This window comes from Rickettsia endosymbiont of Ixodes scapularis, assembly GCF_000160735.1.
GTDB classification, from domain to species: Bacteria; Pseudomonadota; Alphaproteobacteria; order Rickettsiales; family Rickettsiaceae; genus Rickettsia; species Rickettsia tamurae.
Genome location: NZ_CM000770.1, coordinates 1,695,484 through 1,710,630, shown reverse-complemented (window position 1 = coordinate 1,710,630; position 15,147 = coordinate 1,695,484). Strand labels below are relative to the sequence as shown.

Genomic DNA, 15,147 nt, shown 5'->3' with positions numbered 1-15,147 from the left:
CTCGCAATGACATAAAAGTTAAAATTTTAATCATACTATATCTACTATTCTTCAGCCTTACTAGCTATGCTAAGCCTAAGATAGTTGTAAGTATTACGCCAATTAGTAGTATTGTTTCGATGCTTGTTAAAGATAAAGCGGATATTGAGAGCTTAGCTATTAGTAGTGACTGTCCGCATCATTATAATTTAAAACCTAGTGATTTAGTAAAAGTTAAAAATGCCGATATAGCAATTTATATTAATGAACAATTTGACGGTTTTGCCGAGAAATTAATTGATAATCATAGCAAAAACATTATCAAAATCAGTGATATTAAATCTTTAACCACTATAAAAGATAATTGGCATATTTGGCCTGATCTTAATAATACCGCGATTTTACTACAAGAATTTGCACGAATATTTAGCGAAAATTTTCCTGAGCTACAAGAAGATATTAATAATAACCTTTTTGCAGCACTTAAAGAATTAAACAAACTACAAGAAATTAAAAATAACGAGCTTGCAACGATAAAAGACGTAATTTTATTAAGTGACAGTAGCGAGTATTTTTTTATTAATACTAATATTAAAACTGCAAAATTATATAGCGAAAGTCAAAAAAGCCTCCGATATATAAGCAAGCTAGAAGATTTAATTAAAGAGTCTAATAACAAATGTCTTATTTTAAGTAACGAACAAAATTCACGATTATACGATAAATTAAACGCTAAAATAATAATATTAAATAGCGAAAACTGGAATGTTCAGAATATTAATTCAAGCACTTTTCAGAACCAATATTTACAAATGATTGATCAAGTTAAAAAATGCATACACTAAATAGCAAAGAAGAGACAAAAAAACTTGCAAAGCTTTTAGCACAAAGCTTAAAACCAAATGATATAGTTTTATTTAACGGTGACCTTGGAGCAGGTAAAACATTTTTTTGTCGTGAAATTATTAAATATTTTTGCGGTGAAAATACAAGCATTATAAGCCCGACTTTTAACTTACTGCAAACATATCAAGTTCCTAATTTCACCATAGTCAATTCAGACTCGTTTGATGACAGGCGTGAGGAGCGAAGCCTATATACTAATAGGCGAGACGACGAGCAACGAAGCAGTAAACGTGGATCAATTGACTATATTTATCATTATGATCTTTATCGTCTAAAATCACCTGAAGAAATTTATGAACTTGGATTTGAAGAAGCATTAAACGGTAATTTAATTTTAATAGAATGGTATGAAATTATTAAGCACCTACTATCCCCGCCTTTAATCGAAGTAAATCTAGAAGTATTAGACGAAAACAAACGTTTGTGTAGCATTATAACAAATTCACAAGAATCTTCCCTTATTGATTTTTTACAAAATTCTCCGCTATTTGGTACAAAACTTGATATTCAAAGAGATAAAAGCCCTACTAGAAAAGTTAAGTTATAATTATGAACTATTTAATTTTTCTTTTAAATAATTTATAAACTTCTCCATCATTTCTTTTTCCTAAAAACCCGAATTCTGGATTAAAAGAGGTGGGAATGGAAGTATTTACAAGGGATAGAAGATATTCTATATAAGTTTTTAGCAAAAAAACAAGAGTATCCCCTTGAAGAAAGATATTACCGCGTTATTTTGTTTTGTCGATGATTTTTGTAAAGTTGCTGAATATTGGATTAGTCGGTCTTTTTTACCAATTAACGCGAGTTTCATATTAAGATGCCTAAATTATGGTTAATGAATATGCTATAATGCTTATCCTTTCAAGGTTTGTAAGAGGTGTGACAAGTTTTACAATTTAATAGTTATAGTCAAAAAAGACAATTTACTAAAAATTTATGCAGTTTTAAGTACATTTTATAACAAAAACAATATTACTAATATCCTCGTAACCCAGTTACTATCAGCTATTCAGTTCCTCTATTAATACGAAACTCGCGTTAACAAACCAGCTATATCTAAAAATTATCTAATCCAGAATTGAGGTTATAAGAAAGATATATGTTTTAATTTTATCTTTTTGATAAATTATTCTAAATTCTCCTACATCAACTCTATAGTATTGTTCTGTTAAACCTTTTAAAAGCTTACTATCATTAGGGTGGTTTATTAATTCACACAATTCTTTAATCTTAATTGCTATTTGCCGTGCTTGCTTCGTATCTAACTTTTCAATAAACTTTTGTGAACTTTTTGATAATATTAAAGTCATATTTATTCCTTTAATATCTTATTTAAAGAATCCTTACTCTCTTCCTCTGATAAAAAACCACTTTTGCTTGCATTGCCCAATACATATCTTCAAGCTGATTAAATTTCTCATATTCTTCATGTGATATAAGAACTACTGTGGGTTTACCGTATTTATTTATAATTACCGGTGATTTTACTGCTTGATTCATCAACTCCCCAAAATGATTTTGAGCTTCTTTACTACTAATACTTTTCATATTGTTACTTTATTTAGTTTGTATAATTATTATATTAGCTATAATAACTATTATCGATATGATAACTACTAATTATTAATATCTAACTAATCAATTGTCATGTAATAAAAATGCCTTTTCAATAGGAAGTAATTTTAATTCCGGTAACATCGGCATAACTAAACAACCCTCAGCTATAAGCTGAGGGGTTATAAAGTGGAATCGATTAGAAATCGATCATCATTCACAGGTTCACCTTCCTGTTCATCAATGTATCGGACCTAATTTCGTCTAGAATAGGTGCGACTAAATAACCATAATGTGCCCATGATGAATTTGATAAAGCCTGAAAAAAAGACTCTCTTACATTACTACGGCTTATTTTCTTTTTTACTTCAAAGGACCAAAGCCTTGCTTGTTTTCCTCCATAATATTTAGCACAATCTTTAATTAGCGGACTCCATTTTTTATTAAGAACTTCCATGCCTACCCAATCAGGATGTAACCATATATTACTTCCGGCTCCTTGTTTGTTTGAAGAAAAATTATGTTTAATTTGCATATTATAGATACCTAATTCATCAAGATATAATTCAAGTACTTCATATGCTTCTTCTTCAGTTATATTATTTTCTTTGCTTACTTTATTTTTAAGGTTTGTTACTTGTTCATTATTAATTTGATAATCAGGATTTTGACTATAGTATAACCTTACTTGAGGTTCTGACTCTATTCTAATATTAGGCTTTGATTTCCACTCATTAAACCTACCTCTACTAATTTCACCTGCATAAGCCTTTATAACTTCCTTAATTTTTTCTTCTTGAGTTCTTGCTGCTATTATCCTCTTATTTCTACTTGCCGCCGCTTTACGTCCAGCTTCTTCAGGATAATTTTCTACAAGCCATTTTGCTATTTTGTAGGGGGTAAATTTCTGATCTTCATGTTCTTTTAAAAAACCAATGATGGCATTTTTGCGATTAAATTCCATATTAAATATATTAATAATTGAAATACTATAAAATATACATGTTATTTTAAAAATTTCAACTTTAAATTATCAATCTTGATGATTTTATAAAGTATTATTTATATATTTTTCAAATTTAGAAAATAATGTTTTGAAGTTATGAGTAATAACATTTGCTACTTCTTTTGATGTGATATTTTTGAGTTCGGCAACTTTTTCAGCGACATACCTAACAAATGCCGGTTCGTTTTGTTTGCCTCGCATAGGCGTGGGAGCTAAGTAAGGAGTGTCGGTTTCTATTAATAACCTATCATGCGGTATATATTTAACTATTTCCTGCAAATCGGTTGCATTCTTGAAAGTTATAATACCGGACATTGAAATATATAAACCGATATCTAGCATTTTTGTTGCTAGATTTTTTGATGAGGTAAAACAATGGATTAGCCCAGGAAATTTACTATTACGCATTTCCGAGGTTAAAATATCAATAGTATCTTCGTCTGCTTCTCTTGTATGAACAATGATAGGTAGGTTTGTGCTAGACGCCGCATGTATATGTGCTACAAACGAATCTTGCTGTAATTTTTTATCGTAAGGCTGATGATAATAATCAAGCCCCGTTTCACCGATTCCGATAATTTTTGGATGCTGGGTTAGCATAATAATTGCCTCAGTGTCATTACAATGACTAATAAAAGAATTCACTTCACACGGATGCACCCCAACACTCGCAAAAACATTTTCATATTTTTCAGCTATCTCTAAAATAATCGGTAAATCTTCAATTTTAGTGCAGATAGTTTGCATATACTGCACATTATTTTCTAATGCTCTTTGAATGACAGAGTCTAAATCCGTATCTTTGGTAAGTAAATTAAGGTGACAATGTGAATCTATTAACATGACACACTATTCAAACTTTGGAAATATTATGGTAGGTTCTAAAATATTGCTACCCGCCGTTAAAGCATAGTCACGTACTAAATGCTTAAATAGACGTTCTTCTTTATTTACCCCTAACTGATCAAGCATTTTATTTGCTGAACTTGGTATAAAAGGCAGAAGCATTATTGCAATATAACGTAAAACTTCTAGTAAAGTGTATAACACTTCTAGCATCTTATCAGGATCGATTTTTTTCAAATTCCAAGGTGCTTCGCTATCAATATAGATATTTGCCTCTTCGGCCAAATTAATAATCTTTTCAAGAATTTTATTAATCTCTGTTTTATCCATCAATAAAATATTCTGCTCGGCAAATTTACTTGCGTTTTTTAAAATCGGTAGTTCATATATTTTATCTATGACATCTTGCGTAAGTAGCGGTACTTTGCCGTCATTATTCTTATAAACAAAAGCTGTAGTACGCTGTAATAAATTACCTATCTTGTTTGATAGCTCGCTATTAATCCGAGTAATTAAATTACTACGAGCAAAATTACCGTCTGCACCAAAAGTTACTTCACGCATCAGAAAATACCTAACTTGATCAACGCCAAATTCATCAATTAACTTAATCGGATCAATGGTATTACCAAGAGATTTAGAGATTTTCTGCCCCTCATTCGTCCACCAACCATGAGCCATAATTGTCTTCGGCAGCGGGATTTCTGCAGCCATTAAGAAAGCAGGCCAATAAACGGCATGAAAACGTAAGATATCTTTACCGACTACATGTAAATTAGCAGGCCAAAATTTACCGTAATTACTTTGTTCATCAGGATAATCAAGGACCGAAATATAATTAGCCAGTGCATCAAGCCAAACATAAATTACATGTTTTTCATTATTTGGGACTTTGATACCCCAATTGAAAGTAGTACGTGATACGGATAAATCTTTTAGACCTGATTTAACAAAGCTAATTACTTCGTTACGCCTTGATATGGGTCTGATAAAATCAGGGTTTGCTTCATAAAACTCAAGCAATTTATCTTGCCATTTTGAAAGATTAAAGAAATAGCTAGGCTCTTTAACCCATTCAACTGGAGCACCCATCGGTGCAAGCTTACCTTCAGTTAGCTCTGATTCATCATAAAAAGCCTCATCTCGCACTGCATACCATCCTTCATAAAAACCTTCATAAATAGTGCCGTTATCTAGTAATTTCTGCCAAAAAACAGCTACAGCTTCTTTATGCCTGTTTTCCGTTGTTCTGATAAAATCATCATTGGAAATATGCATAGCAGTCATCAGATGACGAAAACTCTCGGATGTCTGATCGGTAAATTTTTGTGGGTCAATATTTTTATTAATAGCTGCTTTTTCTACTTTCTGCCCATGTTCGTCAGTACCTGTTAAAAACATTACATCGAAACTGCGAAGTCGCATGAAACGAGCGATTACGTCACTTGCAACACTAGTATAAGCATGACCGATATGGGGAACATCGTTAACGTAATATATAGGGGTAGTAATGTAGTAAGTATTGTTCATAAATGCTTTTTTATTAACTCATGTACTTCAAGTGGACTTAAATCTGAAGCTTTAATTGTCTTTATTCTTTCAGGAAATCTATTACTTAATTCTTTAAAGCAATCATAGATTTTTATAAAAAAATCTATACCTCTTATGTCAAATTTATTGCTCATATTTCGTGAATTGACTCTCTTAATAGCAGTATCCGGCTCTACGTCAATAAAAAACGTAATATCCGGCATAAGAGAAGGCATTAAAGTTTTGTGCAAATTATAAACTAAATCTATGCCGTTTTCTAGCTCTAATCCTTGATAACATGCAGTTGAGTCAATAAATCTATCACATATTACGATATGCCCCTCTTGTAGAGCCGGTATAATTTTCCGTGCCATATGATCATAACGTGCTGCCATAGCTTGTAATAGCTCGGACATGGGTAGTAATTCTTCATGTACTAGAATTTCACGCATTTTTTCGGCAACTAAGGTACCGCCGACTTCACGAGTTAAAATAACGGGAGTATTTTGAGATTTTAAATATTCATAGAGCATTTGAGATTGGGTAGATTTGCCGATTCCCTCCCCTCCCTCAAATGTAATAAACTTTCCTTGTTTCAAATTATTCATTAATTACAATTACTTTAAGCTATAACTTTATAATCATATCTCTTAAAAAAATATTTACAAGGAAGATTACATACTTATATACTGCTACAAAATGAAGAGCGGTTATACGAAGATCAACTTGGAAAAGAGCAAGGAGTCTGTAAGCCGAGGAGCGGAACGTATATTAATACGTGAGTATCCGAGGACTTACAAAGACGACGCAGCCAATTTTTCAAGTTCATCGAGTATAATCCATTATAAATTTTAAATTATTAATAGATGAACAATTCGTTAAGCAAAAGGGATTTTTCGATCCTAATCGGTAATGCAATGGATCATTTTGATACCGCACTTTATGGGTTTCTAGCCCCTCTACTTGTAGGTATTTTTTTCCCGAATCATGATAAAGTCGTTGCTTTAATACTTACCTATAGTGTTCTTGCTACGTCTTTATTTACTCGCCCGATCGGTTCTTATTTTTTCGGTGTTATCGCTAAAAAATACGGCGGTGTTTTTGCTTTATCTCATTCTTTAATCGGCGTTGCTTTAACAACTAGCCTAATCGGTTTAATACCTTCACATGCTCAAATAGGATGGCTTGCACCGCTATTATTAGTTTTGCTTAGAACGTTGCAAGGAGTATATTCCGAGGGTGAATGTGCCATTGCTAAATTATTTATTTTAGAGAATAAAGAAGAAAAAAAAGCGTTTAAAGCTTCTTACCTTTATCAAACATCTACTATGCTTGGTATTATTCTTGCTTCATTTATCAGCACTATAGTTTTAAATATAGAGTATAATGAATATTGGCGTTTATGCTTCATATTTGGCGGGTTTACGGCTCTTATAGGTTATTTTTTAAGGAAGAGCGAGGATATTGTAGTAAAGTCCTCATTGTCATACCGCGGCTTGACCGCGGGATCCAATAAAAAATATAAAATTACTTTAAGTAATTTTTGGATACCGTGGTCGAGCCACGGTATGACACAATCCTCTCCTCGCAATGACGTAGTATCATCACTATTACAAGACTTAACTACAATTTGGAACAGTAAACTAAGTATCTTACGCATTAGTTTTGCCATAGGTTTCTCATATATGACTTATATAGTGCCTTTCGTCTTTATGAATAGTTTTATTCCGCTTATCACTGATATATCACTGGAAATAATGATGAAATTTAATACCGAGTTTCTGATTTTTGATATGATTATGATTCCGATAATAGGGCATCTAACAAAAAAGCTACATTACCTTAAAATACTAAACGGTACTCTTATTTTAATGAGTTTAAGCATAATTCCTTTATGGCTATTCTTGAATAATTCATCTATATGGTATGTTAATTTTGTACGTATTTGGATTATAATACTCGGTGTCGGGTTCTTGGCACCTTTGAACTGCTGGCTAAATGATTTATTTAAAACTGCCGATAAATATATGTTAGTAGGTATCGGCAGTAGTATAGGTGCTTCATTAATCGGACGCCTTACTCCGTCAATCTGTCTAATGCTATGGCATGTAACCGGCAGCTCTTTATCAATTGCGATTTATATAGCGGTAATATCGATTGTAACCTTGTGGGCTGTTAGCAGTTTTGCCTGTATGGATTGATGTCATTCCCGCGTAGCATTGGCTTTGTTGTATGGCTCGGTTTTTTTATTGTCATACCGTGATTTATTCACGAGATCCAGGGAAAATAGACAATTAATGTATGTTATAAGTTGTTTTTCTGGATACCGTGGTCAAGCCACGGTATGACAATAATTCATTTTTAACAAAATACCAAACTCAAAAGTACCCCGACATAATTATTAGCTCTGAATCTTGTCATACAATCAGTTGGGTTCTCAATATCAAGAGTTGCTACTTGCAATATTAGTATAATTAAAGCAGCTAAAATAGGTAAATAGTCGATATTATGGTTAGCCATTTTTGTTGCTAGAATAAATAACAATATACAACCTATATAACATATATAAAGCCAAAGCTTAGGATGCTTGTTCTCTAAATATACACTTAACGATTTCACTCCTATTTTCTTATCGTCTTTTATATCCATATATCCGTAAATCGTATCATAACCGATTGCCCAAAAACAGCATGCTATATACATAATAATCGCTGCCATATCAAGTTTATCCTGAACTGCTGCATAAGCTATTAATGCCCCTAGCTTAAAGCTAAATCCCAAAAAGATTTGCGGGAAATAAGTAATACGTTTCATTAACGGGTATAGACTAATCATTATTACCGCAAAAAAACCTGTATATATGGCTGTTTTGTTTAAAAGTAGCAAAATACAAAGTGAGATAACGCTAAGAATAAAGAGTATAAAAATAGCATAAGAAACAGATAAAGCCTTGCTAGCTAAAGGTCGATCTTTAGTTCTTGCGACATGCTTATCAAATTTCCTATCAAATATATCGTTAATAATACATCCGCTACTCCTTGTCATTATGCTTCCTAAGATAAATAATGGTAATAAATGAGCTAATTCCGTGTTAGAAGGATTTGCAAGCAATAACCCAAATAAAGCAGGGAAAAAAACCAACAAATAAGCTACCGGCTTATCCGCCCGTATTAATTTAATGGTAAGTAAAAGTTTGTTTAGAATTAGCATATTATACTTTAGATTTAAATAAATATGGATATTATAGATAATTTAAGATAAAATACGCCACAAAATAAAGCTACTAGATATTTTATGGCTAAAAAATTAAAACACGATTCATTAGTAAAAATAATAATGAACGACCCGGTAGCAGCACAAGAATTTTTGGAATATTATTTACCCGATGATTTTAAGAGTTTAGTAGATTTATCCTTACTACATGACAATTTTTCATTTTATCATCTTTGGATATTGGAATATCAAGGACAACAGCTGTATCCAACGTACTAATTGAGTAGAAATATTATACAAGATATTAACCAATGTATCTAATCCAACACGAAATATACTATTTTGCCTATAACCATGTTTTTTAATAACTATTGGTTTATCTAAAACTATAATCTCTCCAGTTTGATAAGCTAGGCAAAATGCAATAGACAATATTTGCATCAATGTATCTAATCGTAAATCATTAGTAATATGAGTTGCTTCACAGTTGAATCCTGCTGATTTAAAAGCTTTGAACATTGTTTCAATTTGCCATCTTTGAGCATATATCTCAGCAGGATTTTTGATCTCATCACTATGTATTAAGACTGCAAGTTCACTCTTCTTATTTCTGATCCCTACTACATTAAATATTTCACCTTTTGTACCAATTCTACGTTGTGACAAACTCACATGCGATCCTATGGCTAGAGGGCGAAATAACTCTTGTATTTTAACCATTTTTCCCCTTGCATTACTGATATATTGTCTATTTTCTCTAACTCGAAAAACGTATCTTATTTGATTTGTTCTAAGCCAAGAGAGCCATTCCTTACCTATAAATTCTCTATCAGCGGTTAATGCTTCAATGCGGTTTTTGTCAAAAACTTCTAAAAAACACTCCATCAGATCAATACGCTCAATATAATCAGAGTTACCACACTTTTTATCACTTAGAAAATTCCAAAAAGGGGGATCGCTATACCATGAAAACTGACAGCTAAATATAAAATATTTATATGTCGTTTACCAAATTTCCAATTCGTTCTATCTAAACACAATACCCATTTTTGCTCCTGCTCAAACCCAGTCATCATGACTAACATAACAGGTAATACTCTCCATGATATTGAGATTTCAGAGATAAATCTTTGCATCCTTCTATACCATGAAGCTGCTTTAATCCCAGACGGCATTCTATTGCATAACAATGACATGTTTACTGTCCTGCTGTTAAGCATTGAAATGATAAATAATCCTAAACATTTTGCTCTTGATAAATTAAGCGAAATATGTTTTTGTAATAATTCGACTAGAGGGGCGGAATGATCTTTCATATGTAAACCAAGTTCTTTCCCCGTTATCATCATGAATTATCAGCAAAATTCAATCCTTTAGTCCTTATATCTCTAAAAATTGTCATGTAGTAAGGACTATTTTAGAAAATTTTAATAAAATCTATTAATAAACTCAATCGATAATACAAAATATGAAAATAGCTTTTATCTTCCCCGGTCAGGGGGTGCAATTGACCGGCATAGGAAAGGATTTTTACGATAATTTTAAACCCGCCAAAGAAACCTTTCAAATCGTTGATGAAGTACTAAACCGGAAACTCACTGATATAATTTTTAATGGACCTTCTGAAGAACTTACCTTAACCACTAACGCACAACCGGCATTAATGGCGGTATCTATGGCAATAATAAATATTATCAAAACTGAAACCGATAAAAGTTTGGATAGTCTTTGCGATTATGCTGCCGGTCATTCTCTAGGCGAATATAGTGCTTTATGTAGCACCGAAAGTATTAGTATTGAGACAGCAGCAAAACTACTTCATATACGTAGTACATCTATGCAGGAAGCATGTCCTGAAGGTGAGGGAAGCATGGCAGCTTGTATCAATATTCCGCTTCAAAAACTTGAAGAAATATTAGAAGATATCAACAAAATAAATTTATGCCAAATTGCCAACGATAACATCGAAGGACAAATAGTTATTAGCGGCAAGACTACAGCTATAGATCATGCTATTAGTATAATTAAAGATTTAGGTTATAAAGCGATAAAGCTGAAAGTCAGTGCTCCATTTCATTGTAGCTTAATGAAGCCGGCAGAAGAAAAAATGCGAGTAGCTCTTGATAAAGCTGTAATTAATAAGCCTCTGATACCGGTAATCCAAAATTATACCGCAAAACCTACTCTAGATCCTACAGAAATCAAACAAAATTTAATTCTTCAGATATGCGGGCGAGTTAGATGGCGTGAAACTTTAGAACTATTTAATACCTTAGATATAACTCATATAGTAGAAATAGGTGCCGGAAGCGTACTAACAAATATGCTCCGAAAAATTAATTATCCATATAAGTTAAGTAATATAACTAATTTAGAAGAACTACAGAATTTTTTAGATAACGTTAGCAAATAACTGTCTCTAATAGCTTCTGACTTATAAAGTTTTAAATTAACTTAATATTATTATATGAAAATTAGTTTTAGTTTTTTTAAGCAATTGCTAGAATTATTAACTAGTGATTGGCGAAGCTATTTAAATGACAGAATAACAGAGCTGAAAATTTAGCTTTATTAGACGGTAATAATACATTTTTAAGAGAAGAATGTTATAGAAAAATTGCTCTTATTGAAAGATGCATTAAAGGAGGTGAATATCCATGGTATGTTGCTCCTTTTAATAAAATAGATCATACAAGTTTACTACTTACCAATATTCATATATTAGAGCTTGATTATCTAAATCAAAATACGGTAAAAGCAGTAAAAAATATGCTGCAAAATAACTTCAAAGATATATATAATCCGGAATATTATTGCTAATTATGAAGAACCTATAACTAAASAACCCTCAGCTATAAGCTGAGGGGTTATAAAGTGGAATCGATTAGAAATCGATCATCATTCACAGGTTCACCTTCCTGTTCATCAATATAGTGCTGTATCATTTCATCAGTTATATTACCTGAACTGACCGCCATATAGCCCCTAGCCCACAAATGATTGCCCCAAAATTGTTTTCTTAAATGAACGCGAGTTTCGTATTAATAGAGGAACTGAATAGCTGATAGTAACTGGGTTACGAGGATATTAGTAATATTGTTTTTGTTATAAAATGTACTTAAAACTGCATAAATTTTTAGTAAATTGTCTTTTTTGACTATAACTATTAAATTGTAAAACTTGTCACACCTCTTACAAACCTTGAAAGGATAAGCATTATAGCATATTCATTAACCATAATTTAGGCATCTTAATACGAAACTCGCGTTATTTAAATCCTCACTCAATTCCGGTAATAAGTAAAATTTTTATACACAAAAACTGAAAAATTTTGGTATATTCTCTTAAAAAAATTTTTATAAAAAGTCTCCCAAATCCCTTATTTACGAGGAATAGCCCCTCGTCATATTTTTAGAAAAAAATGGCTAAAATTGGTGAAATTTGCAGAAAATAACGTATAAGTAACAGAAAATATTAGAGAAAAGTCTAGTGTAAACTAACATATGAATAGCATAGAACATAATTAGTAGGTTTGTATTAATAGCTAAAATCCTTGTTAAATAAAGGAAATAAGGCGATAATTTGTATTTACGAACCTAAATTTGAAAGGCGGAAACCTTGATTACTCCTTGGCTTTCCCGTTCAATAAACTACAAGAATTGGCTCACTGTCCAGATTGGCGGAGAGAGAGGGATTCGAACCCTCGATACGGTATGACCCATATAACGGTTTAGCAAACCGCCGCCTTCGACCACTCGGCCATCTCTCCGCTTATGGCTTAACTTTATATCATCTAAATTATAAAATTTCTAGAATTATTTTAGAATTTTTATTATTGATTTAAATATTATTCATAATCATGGCTAGGTAGTTTTGAAGAAACTTCGCCTATAGGAAGCATATAATTATAACACCAAAAAATAGGTAATCCTTTCCAAGGTTCTAAATAATCAATAAAATATTTTATAACTTCAGGCTTTGTCATATTTTTACAAAAATTAAAAAGTTGGGTGGTTATATGACAAATAGAATCCGTGTTATCTTCAAATTTATCTGTCACATATTTTAAAATTTCAATTCGTTTTTCTAAATCGAGAGAGATAGAATTTAAGATTAATAATTTTACTAATTACTAATATCCTCGTAACCCAGTTACTATCAGCTATTCAGTTCCTCTATTAATACGAAACTCGCGTTAATTTGATGTTTAATTTTAAACCAATAATGTTCTATAGGATTAAGGTCAGGACTGTAAGTAGGAAGGAATAAAATACTTGCCCCTACCGATTCAATTAATTCTTTTACCTTAGAGTTTTTATGAAAATTAATATTATCCATTACTACGACTTGTCCTGCCCTTAATTCTTTAATGAGTATATCCTTGACATACGTCTCAAAAATAGCTTTATTACAATTGCCTTCAAATATTAGAGGTGCTACAATATTGCTATTAAATAGGCCAGCAATCATACTAATTCTGTGTTTGTGCTGATAAACTTTTTCACCATAACATCTTTTTCCTTTTGGGCTCCAGCCATGTTCTCGACACGCATTATCTTCTATTCCTGATTCATCCAAAAACACTAGTTTATCTTTGTCTATGGTGGTTATCTTTTCTATAAACTCATTTCTTAATTTATGATTTCTTTTGGGATGAAGAAAAGTTTTTTTATAGCTGTAACCAACTTTTCTAATCATGTTTATTATAGTTCTTGCTGACACTTTACTAGGATACAAGATGGCTAGCTCTCGACTGCTTTTATCTTTATTAGATTCCAAAAATTTTTTAAATCCTTCCATATCTGTTATTTTATGACTATGCCCTTTTTGATAGCCAGTTTTTAATTGAACATCTCCTGTTTCTTTCTTTAATTTCTTCCAATCATATATTACTTTACGGCTGATATTAAATACTTGACTTGCTTCTATTATTCTTTTCCCTGACTCAATATATTGAATCACTCCCTTTCTTAAATCATATGAATATGGACTTGGCATAACTATTTTCTAATTACTTTACCATATCCTTTTATTAATATCACTATCTTAATTGCCTATGCTATACTTTTGAAATTCCATATTCTCATATAAATATTCTACCATTTCTACACATTACCGATTTTTATTGCTAAGTGAATAGCAGACCAACCATACATGTTAGGAGCAATCTTTCCTCCCATATGAACTAAAAATTTTACTGTTTCTAAATCATAACCAAGTATTGCTAACTCCAAAGGAGTTCTACATTTAGCATCTGTAGCACTAAAGAACCCTCAGCTATAAGCTGAGGGGTTATAAAGTGGAATCGATTAGAAATCGATCATCATTCACAGGTTCACCTTCCTGTTCATCAATATAGTGCTGTATCATTTCATCAGTTATATTACCTGAACTGACCGCCATATAGCCCCTAGCCCACAAATGATTGCCCCAAAATTGTTTTCTTAAATGAGCAAATTCTTGCAATAAAATTCTTGAGCTACTACCTTTTAAATACTGTACTAACTTGCTAAGAGATATTTGTGATTTATATGAGATAAACATATGCACGTGATCACATGATATTTTCCCTGAAATTATATATACTTCATGTTCCATACAAATCTGCCTTAGTAAATCTCTAGCCCTTTCCGCTACTTTGCCTATCAATACTCTCTTCCTATATTTTGGTATCCATATAAGATGTACTTTTAAATCATACTGACTATGACTATTCTTTCTATAACTTCTCATGTTTCTTGATATAAATTCATTGCTAAAGCAATTTCATTATATCTTCCCTTCGCCTGAAGGCGAGGGATTTCTTATCCCCGAAGGGGGACATTAATATTTTTTTCATTACACAAAGCTTCTACTAACTTTATTTCTTTAGACCCTACCGCTATATGTAAATCCGACCATTTATTATCTCTTACAGCCATCGGGTTTACTTTCGCTATCTTAGCTTTTAAAGCTTTAAGACGTGATATTATATAATTTTTAGGGGTAATTTTTGCTGAGGCATAGTAACTTGGGTGTCTGGTTCCAGTGTTAGAGGTAGTCATTGAATTATTTCCATTATTTAATATATTGCGGCGGCAATTATTAAAATATATTAATAATGTCAATGA

General features: G+C 31.8%; 18 protein-coding genes, 1 tRNA gene and 2 pseudogenes. 5 read left to right on the top strand and 16 right to left on the bottom strand.

Annotated elements, in window-relative coordinates:
• Window positions 1-11 precede the first annotated feature (11 nt).
• Both REIS_RS08665 and tsaE read left to right on the top strand, forming a co-directional pair.
• Window positions 12-824: a metal ABC transporter solute-binding protein, Zn/Mn family gene (locus REIS_RS08665; protein ID WP_040614840.1), complete on the top strand. Its 813-nt coding sequence runs from the start codon at window positions 12-14 to the stop codon at window positions 822-824.
• Window positions 812-1,432, top strand: coding sequence for a tRNA (adenosine(37)-N6)-threonylcarbamoyltransferase complex ATPase subunit type 1 TsaE (gene tsaE / locus REIS_RS08660; protein WP_008581133.1), 621 nt, complete (start codon window positions 812-814; stop codon window positions 1,430-1,432). The genes REIS_RS08665 and tsaE overlap by 13 nt, the downstream gene beginning before the upstream one ends.
• Before the next feature lie 523 nt (window positions 1,433-1,955).
• Here the strand turns inward: tsaE and REIS_RS08655 are convergent.
• From REIS_RS08655 to tmk, 6 genes are all read right to left on the bottom strand, one after another.
• The gene (locus REIS_RS08655) at window positions 1,956-2,198 is read right to left on the bottom strand and encodes a type II toxin-antitoxin system RelE family toxin (protein WP_008581132.1); all 243 of its coding nucleotides are present in this window, start codon (window positions 2,196-2,198) and stop codon (window positions 1,956-1,958) included.
• Window positions 2,199-2,220: 22 nt separating this feature from the next.
• The gene (locus REIS_RS08650) at window positions 2,221-2,436 is read right to left on the bottom strand and encodes a type II toxin-antitoxin system Phd/YefM family antitoxin (RefSeq protein WP_008581130.1); all 216 of its coding nucleotides are present in this window, start codon (window positions 2,434-2,436) and stop codon (window positions 2,221-2,223) included.
• Window positions 2,437-2,659: 223 nt separating this feature from the next.
• The gene (locus REIS_RS16010) at window positions 2,660-3,406 is read right to left on the bottom strand and encodes a hypothetical protein (protein WP_008581129.1); all 747 of its coding nucleotides are present in this window, start codon (window positions 3,404-3,406) and stop codon (window positions 2,660-2,662) included.
• An 84-nt stretch (window positions 3,407-3,490) separates the two neighbouring features.
• Window positions 3,491-4,291, bottom strand: coding sequence for a TatD family hydrolase (locus REIS_RS08640; protein ID WP_008581127.1), 801 nt, complete (start codon window positions 4,289-4,291; stop codon window positions 3,491-3,493).
• Window positions 4,292-4,297: 6 nt separating this feature from the next.
• Complete coding sequence (gene metG, locus REIS_RS08635; RefSeq protein WP_008581125.1) at window positions 4,298-5,824, bottom strand: methionine--tRNA ligase; 1,527 nt, start codon at window positions 5,822-5,824, stop codon at window positions 4,298-4,300.
• Window positions 5,821-6,432, bottom strand: coding sequence for a dTMP kinase (gene tmk, locus REIS_RS08630; protein ID WP_008581123.1), 612 nt, complete (start codon window positions 6,430-6,432; stop codon window positions 5,821-5,823). Before tmk ends, metG begins: the two co-directional genes overlap by 4 nt.
• Before the next feature lie 258 nt (window positions 6,433-6,690).
• Between tmk and REIS_RS08625 the strand changes: the two genes are divergently transcribed.
• Entirely contained in the window at window positions 6,691-8,025 is a 1,335-nt protein-coding gene (locus REIS_RS08625; RefSeq protein ID WP_008581121.1) for an MFS transporter, read from the top strand.
• Between the two features lie 160 nt (window positions 8,026-8,185).
• Here REIS_RS08625 and ubiA read toward each other — a convergent pair whose 3' ends face one another.
• Window positions 8,186-9,034: a 4-hydroxybenzoate octaprenyltransferase gene (ubiA, locus tag REIS_RS08620; protein WP_008581119.1), complete on the bottom strand. Its 849-nt coding sequence runs from the start codon at window positions 9,032-9,034 to the stop codon at window positions 8,186-8,188.
• Window positions 9,035-9,118: 84 nt separating this feature from the next.
• Here ubiA and REIS_RS17525 point away from each other — a divergent pair, with 84 nt between their 5' ends.
• On the top strand, window positions 9,119-9,316 hold the full coding sequence (locus REIS_RS17525) for an Rpn family recombination-promoting nuclease/putative transposase (protein WP_037214032.1): 198 nt from the start codon (window positions 9,119-9,121) through the stop codon (window positions 9,314-9,316).
• Here REIS_RS17525 and REIS_RS13335 read toward each other — a convergent pair.
• Both REIS_RS13335 and REIS_RS13330 read right to left on the bottom strand, forming a co-directional pair.
• Window positions 9,257-9,931 (bottom strand): transposase, encoded by a 675-nt coding sequence (locus REIS_RS13335; protein WP_241760926.1) that lies wholly within the window; start codon window positions 9,929-9,931, stop codon window positions 9,257-9,259. The two genes, REIS_RS17525 and REIS_RS13335, sit on opposite strands and share 60 nt — an antisense overlap.
• Window positions 9,932-9,969: 38 nt before the next feature.
• A complete protein-coding gene (locus REIS_RS13330; RefSeq protein ID WP_008579269.1) occupies window positions 9,970-10,386 on the bottom strand; it encodes a hypothetical protein in 417 nt (138 codons plus the stop codon).
• Between the two features lie 119 nt (window positions 10,387-10,505).
• Here REIS_RS13330 and fabD point away from each other — a divergent pair, with 119 nt between their 5' ends.
• Window positions 10,506-11,450: an ACP S-malonyltransferase gene (fabD, locus tag REIS_RS08610; RefSeq protein ID WP_008581117.1), complete on the top strand. Its 945-nt coding sequence runs from the start codon at window positions 10,506-10,508 to the stop codon at window positions 11,448-11,450.
• A gap of 454 nt (window positions 11,451-11,904) precedes the next feature.
• On the opposite strand, the pseudogene REIS_RS08605 reads toward fabD, so the two are convergent.
• The 7 genes and pseudogenes from REIS_RS08605 to REIS_RS08575 form a co-directional block, all read right to left on the bottom strand.
• Window positions 11,905-12,051: pseudogene (locus REIS_RS08605) on the bottom strand (transposase); the annotation flags it as partial.
• Window positions 12,052-12,714: 663 nt separating this feature from the next.
• A tRNA-Ser gene (locus tag REIS_RS08600) sits at window positions 12,715-12,806 on the bottom strand.
• 78 nt (window positions 12,807-12,884) lie between these two features.
• Window positions 12,885-13,022, bottom strand: coding sequence for a hypothetical protein (locus REIS_RS16005; RefSeq protein WP_241760900.1), 138 nt, complete (start codon window positions 13,020-13,022; stop codon window positions 12,885-12,887).
• A gap of 173 nt (window positions 13,023-13,195) precedes the next feature.
• Window positions 13,196-14,035, bottom strand: coding sequence for an IS630 family transposase (locus REIS_RS13320; RefSeq protein WP_008581113.1), 840 nt, complete (start codon window positions 14,033-14,035; stop codon window positions 13,196-13,198).
• Between the two features lie 48 nt (window positions 14,036-14,083).
• Window positions 14,084-14,292 (bottom strand): annotated as a pseudogene (locus REIS_RS16000) (ankyrin repeat domain-containing protein); the annotation flags it as partial.
• Between the two features lie 37 nt (window positions 14,293-14,329).
• Window positions 14,330-14,770, bottom strand: coding sequence for an IS200/IS605 family transposase (gene tnpA, locus REIS_RS08580; protein ID WP_008579210.1), 441 nt, complete (start codon window positions 14,768-14,770; stop codon window positions 14,330-14,332).
• A gap of 71 nt (window positions 14,771-14,841) precedes the next feature.
• On the bottom strand, window positions 14,842-15,081 hold the full coding sequence (locus REIS_RS08575) for a hypothetical protein (protein ID WP_040614747.1): 240 nt from the start codon (window positions 15,079-15,081) through the stop codon (window positions 14,842-14,844).
• Window positions 15,082-15,147 lie beyond the last annotated feature (66 nt).

Bases quoted from the DNA above. Each gene is read 5' to 3' on its own strand.
- metG (WP_008581125.1), bottom strand. From the start codon at position 5,824: ATGAACAATACTTACTACATTACTACCCCTATATATTACGTTAACGAT.
- REIS_RS17525 (WP_037214032.1), top strand. From the start codon at position 9,119: ATGGCTAAAAAATTAAAACACGATTCATTAGTAAAAATAATAATGAAC.
- tsaE (WP_008581133.1), top strand. From the start codon at position 812: ATGCATACACTAAATAGCAAAGAAGAGACAAAAAAACTTGCAAAGCTT.
- REIS_RS08625 (WP_008581121.1), top strand. From the start codon at position 6,691: ATGAACAATTCGTTAAGCAAAAGGGATTTTTCGATCCTAATCGGTAAT.
- REIS_RS16010 (WP_008581129.1), bottom strand. From the start codon at position 3,406: ATGGAATTTAATCGCAAAAATGCCATCATTGGTTTTTTAAAAGAACAT.
- REIS_RS13320 (WP_008581113.1), bottom strand. From the start codon at position 14,035: ATGCCAAGTCCATATTCATATGATTTAAGAAAGGGAGTGATTCAATAT.
- tmk (WP_008581123.1), bottom strand. From the start codon at position 6,432: ATGAATAATTTGAAACAAGGAAAGTTTATTACATTTGAGGGAGGGGAG.
- REIS_RS08575 (WP_040614747.1), bottom strand. From the start codon at position 15,081: ATGACTACCTCTAACACTGGAACCAGACACCCAAGTTACTATGCCTCA.
- ubiA (WP_008581119.1), bottom strand. From the start codon at position 9,034: ATGCTAATTCTAAACAAACTTTTACTTACCATTAAATTAATACGGGCG.
- REIS_RS08640 (WP_008581127.1), bottom strand. From the start codon at position 4,291: ATGTTAATAGATTCACATTGTCACCTTAATTTACTTACCAAAGATACG.
- fabD (WP_008581117.1), top strand. From the start codon at position 10,506: ATGAAAATAGCTTTTATCTTCCCCGGTCAGGGGGTGCAATTGACCGGC.
- REIS_RS08655 (WP_008581132.1), bottom strand. From the start codon at position 2,198: ATGACTTTAATATTATCAAAAAGTTCACAAAAGTTTATTGAAAAGTTA.
- tnpA (WP_008579210.1), bottom strand. From the start codon at position 14,770: ATGAGAAGTTATAGAAAGAATAGTCATAGTCAGTATGATTTAAAAGTA.
- REIS_RS16005 (WP_241760900.1), bottom strand. From the start codon at position 13,022: ATGACAAAGCCTGAAGTTATAAAATATTTTATTGATTATTTAGAACCT.
- REIS_RS13330 (WP_008579269.1), bottom strand. From the start codon at position 10,386: ATGATGATAACGGGGAAAGAACTTGGTTTACATATGAAAGATCATTCC.
- REIS_RS08650 (WP_008581130.1), bottom strand. From the start codon at position 2,436: ATGAAAAGTATTAGTAGTAAAGAAGCTCAAAATCATTTTGGGGAGTTG.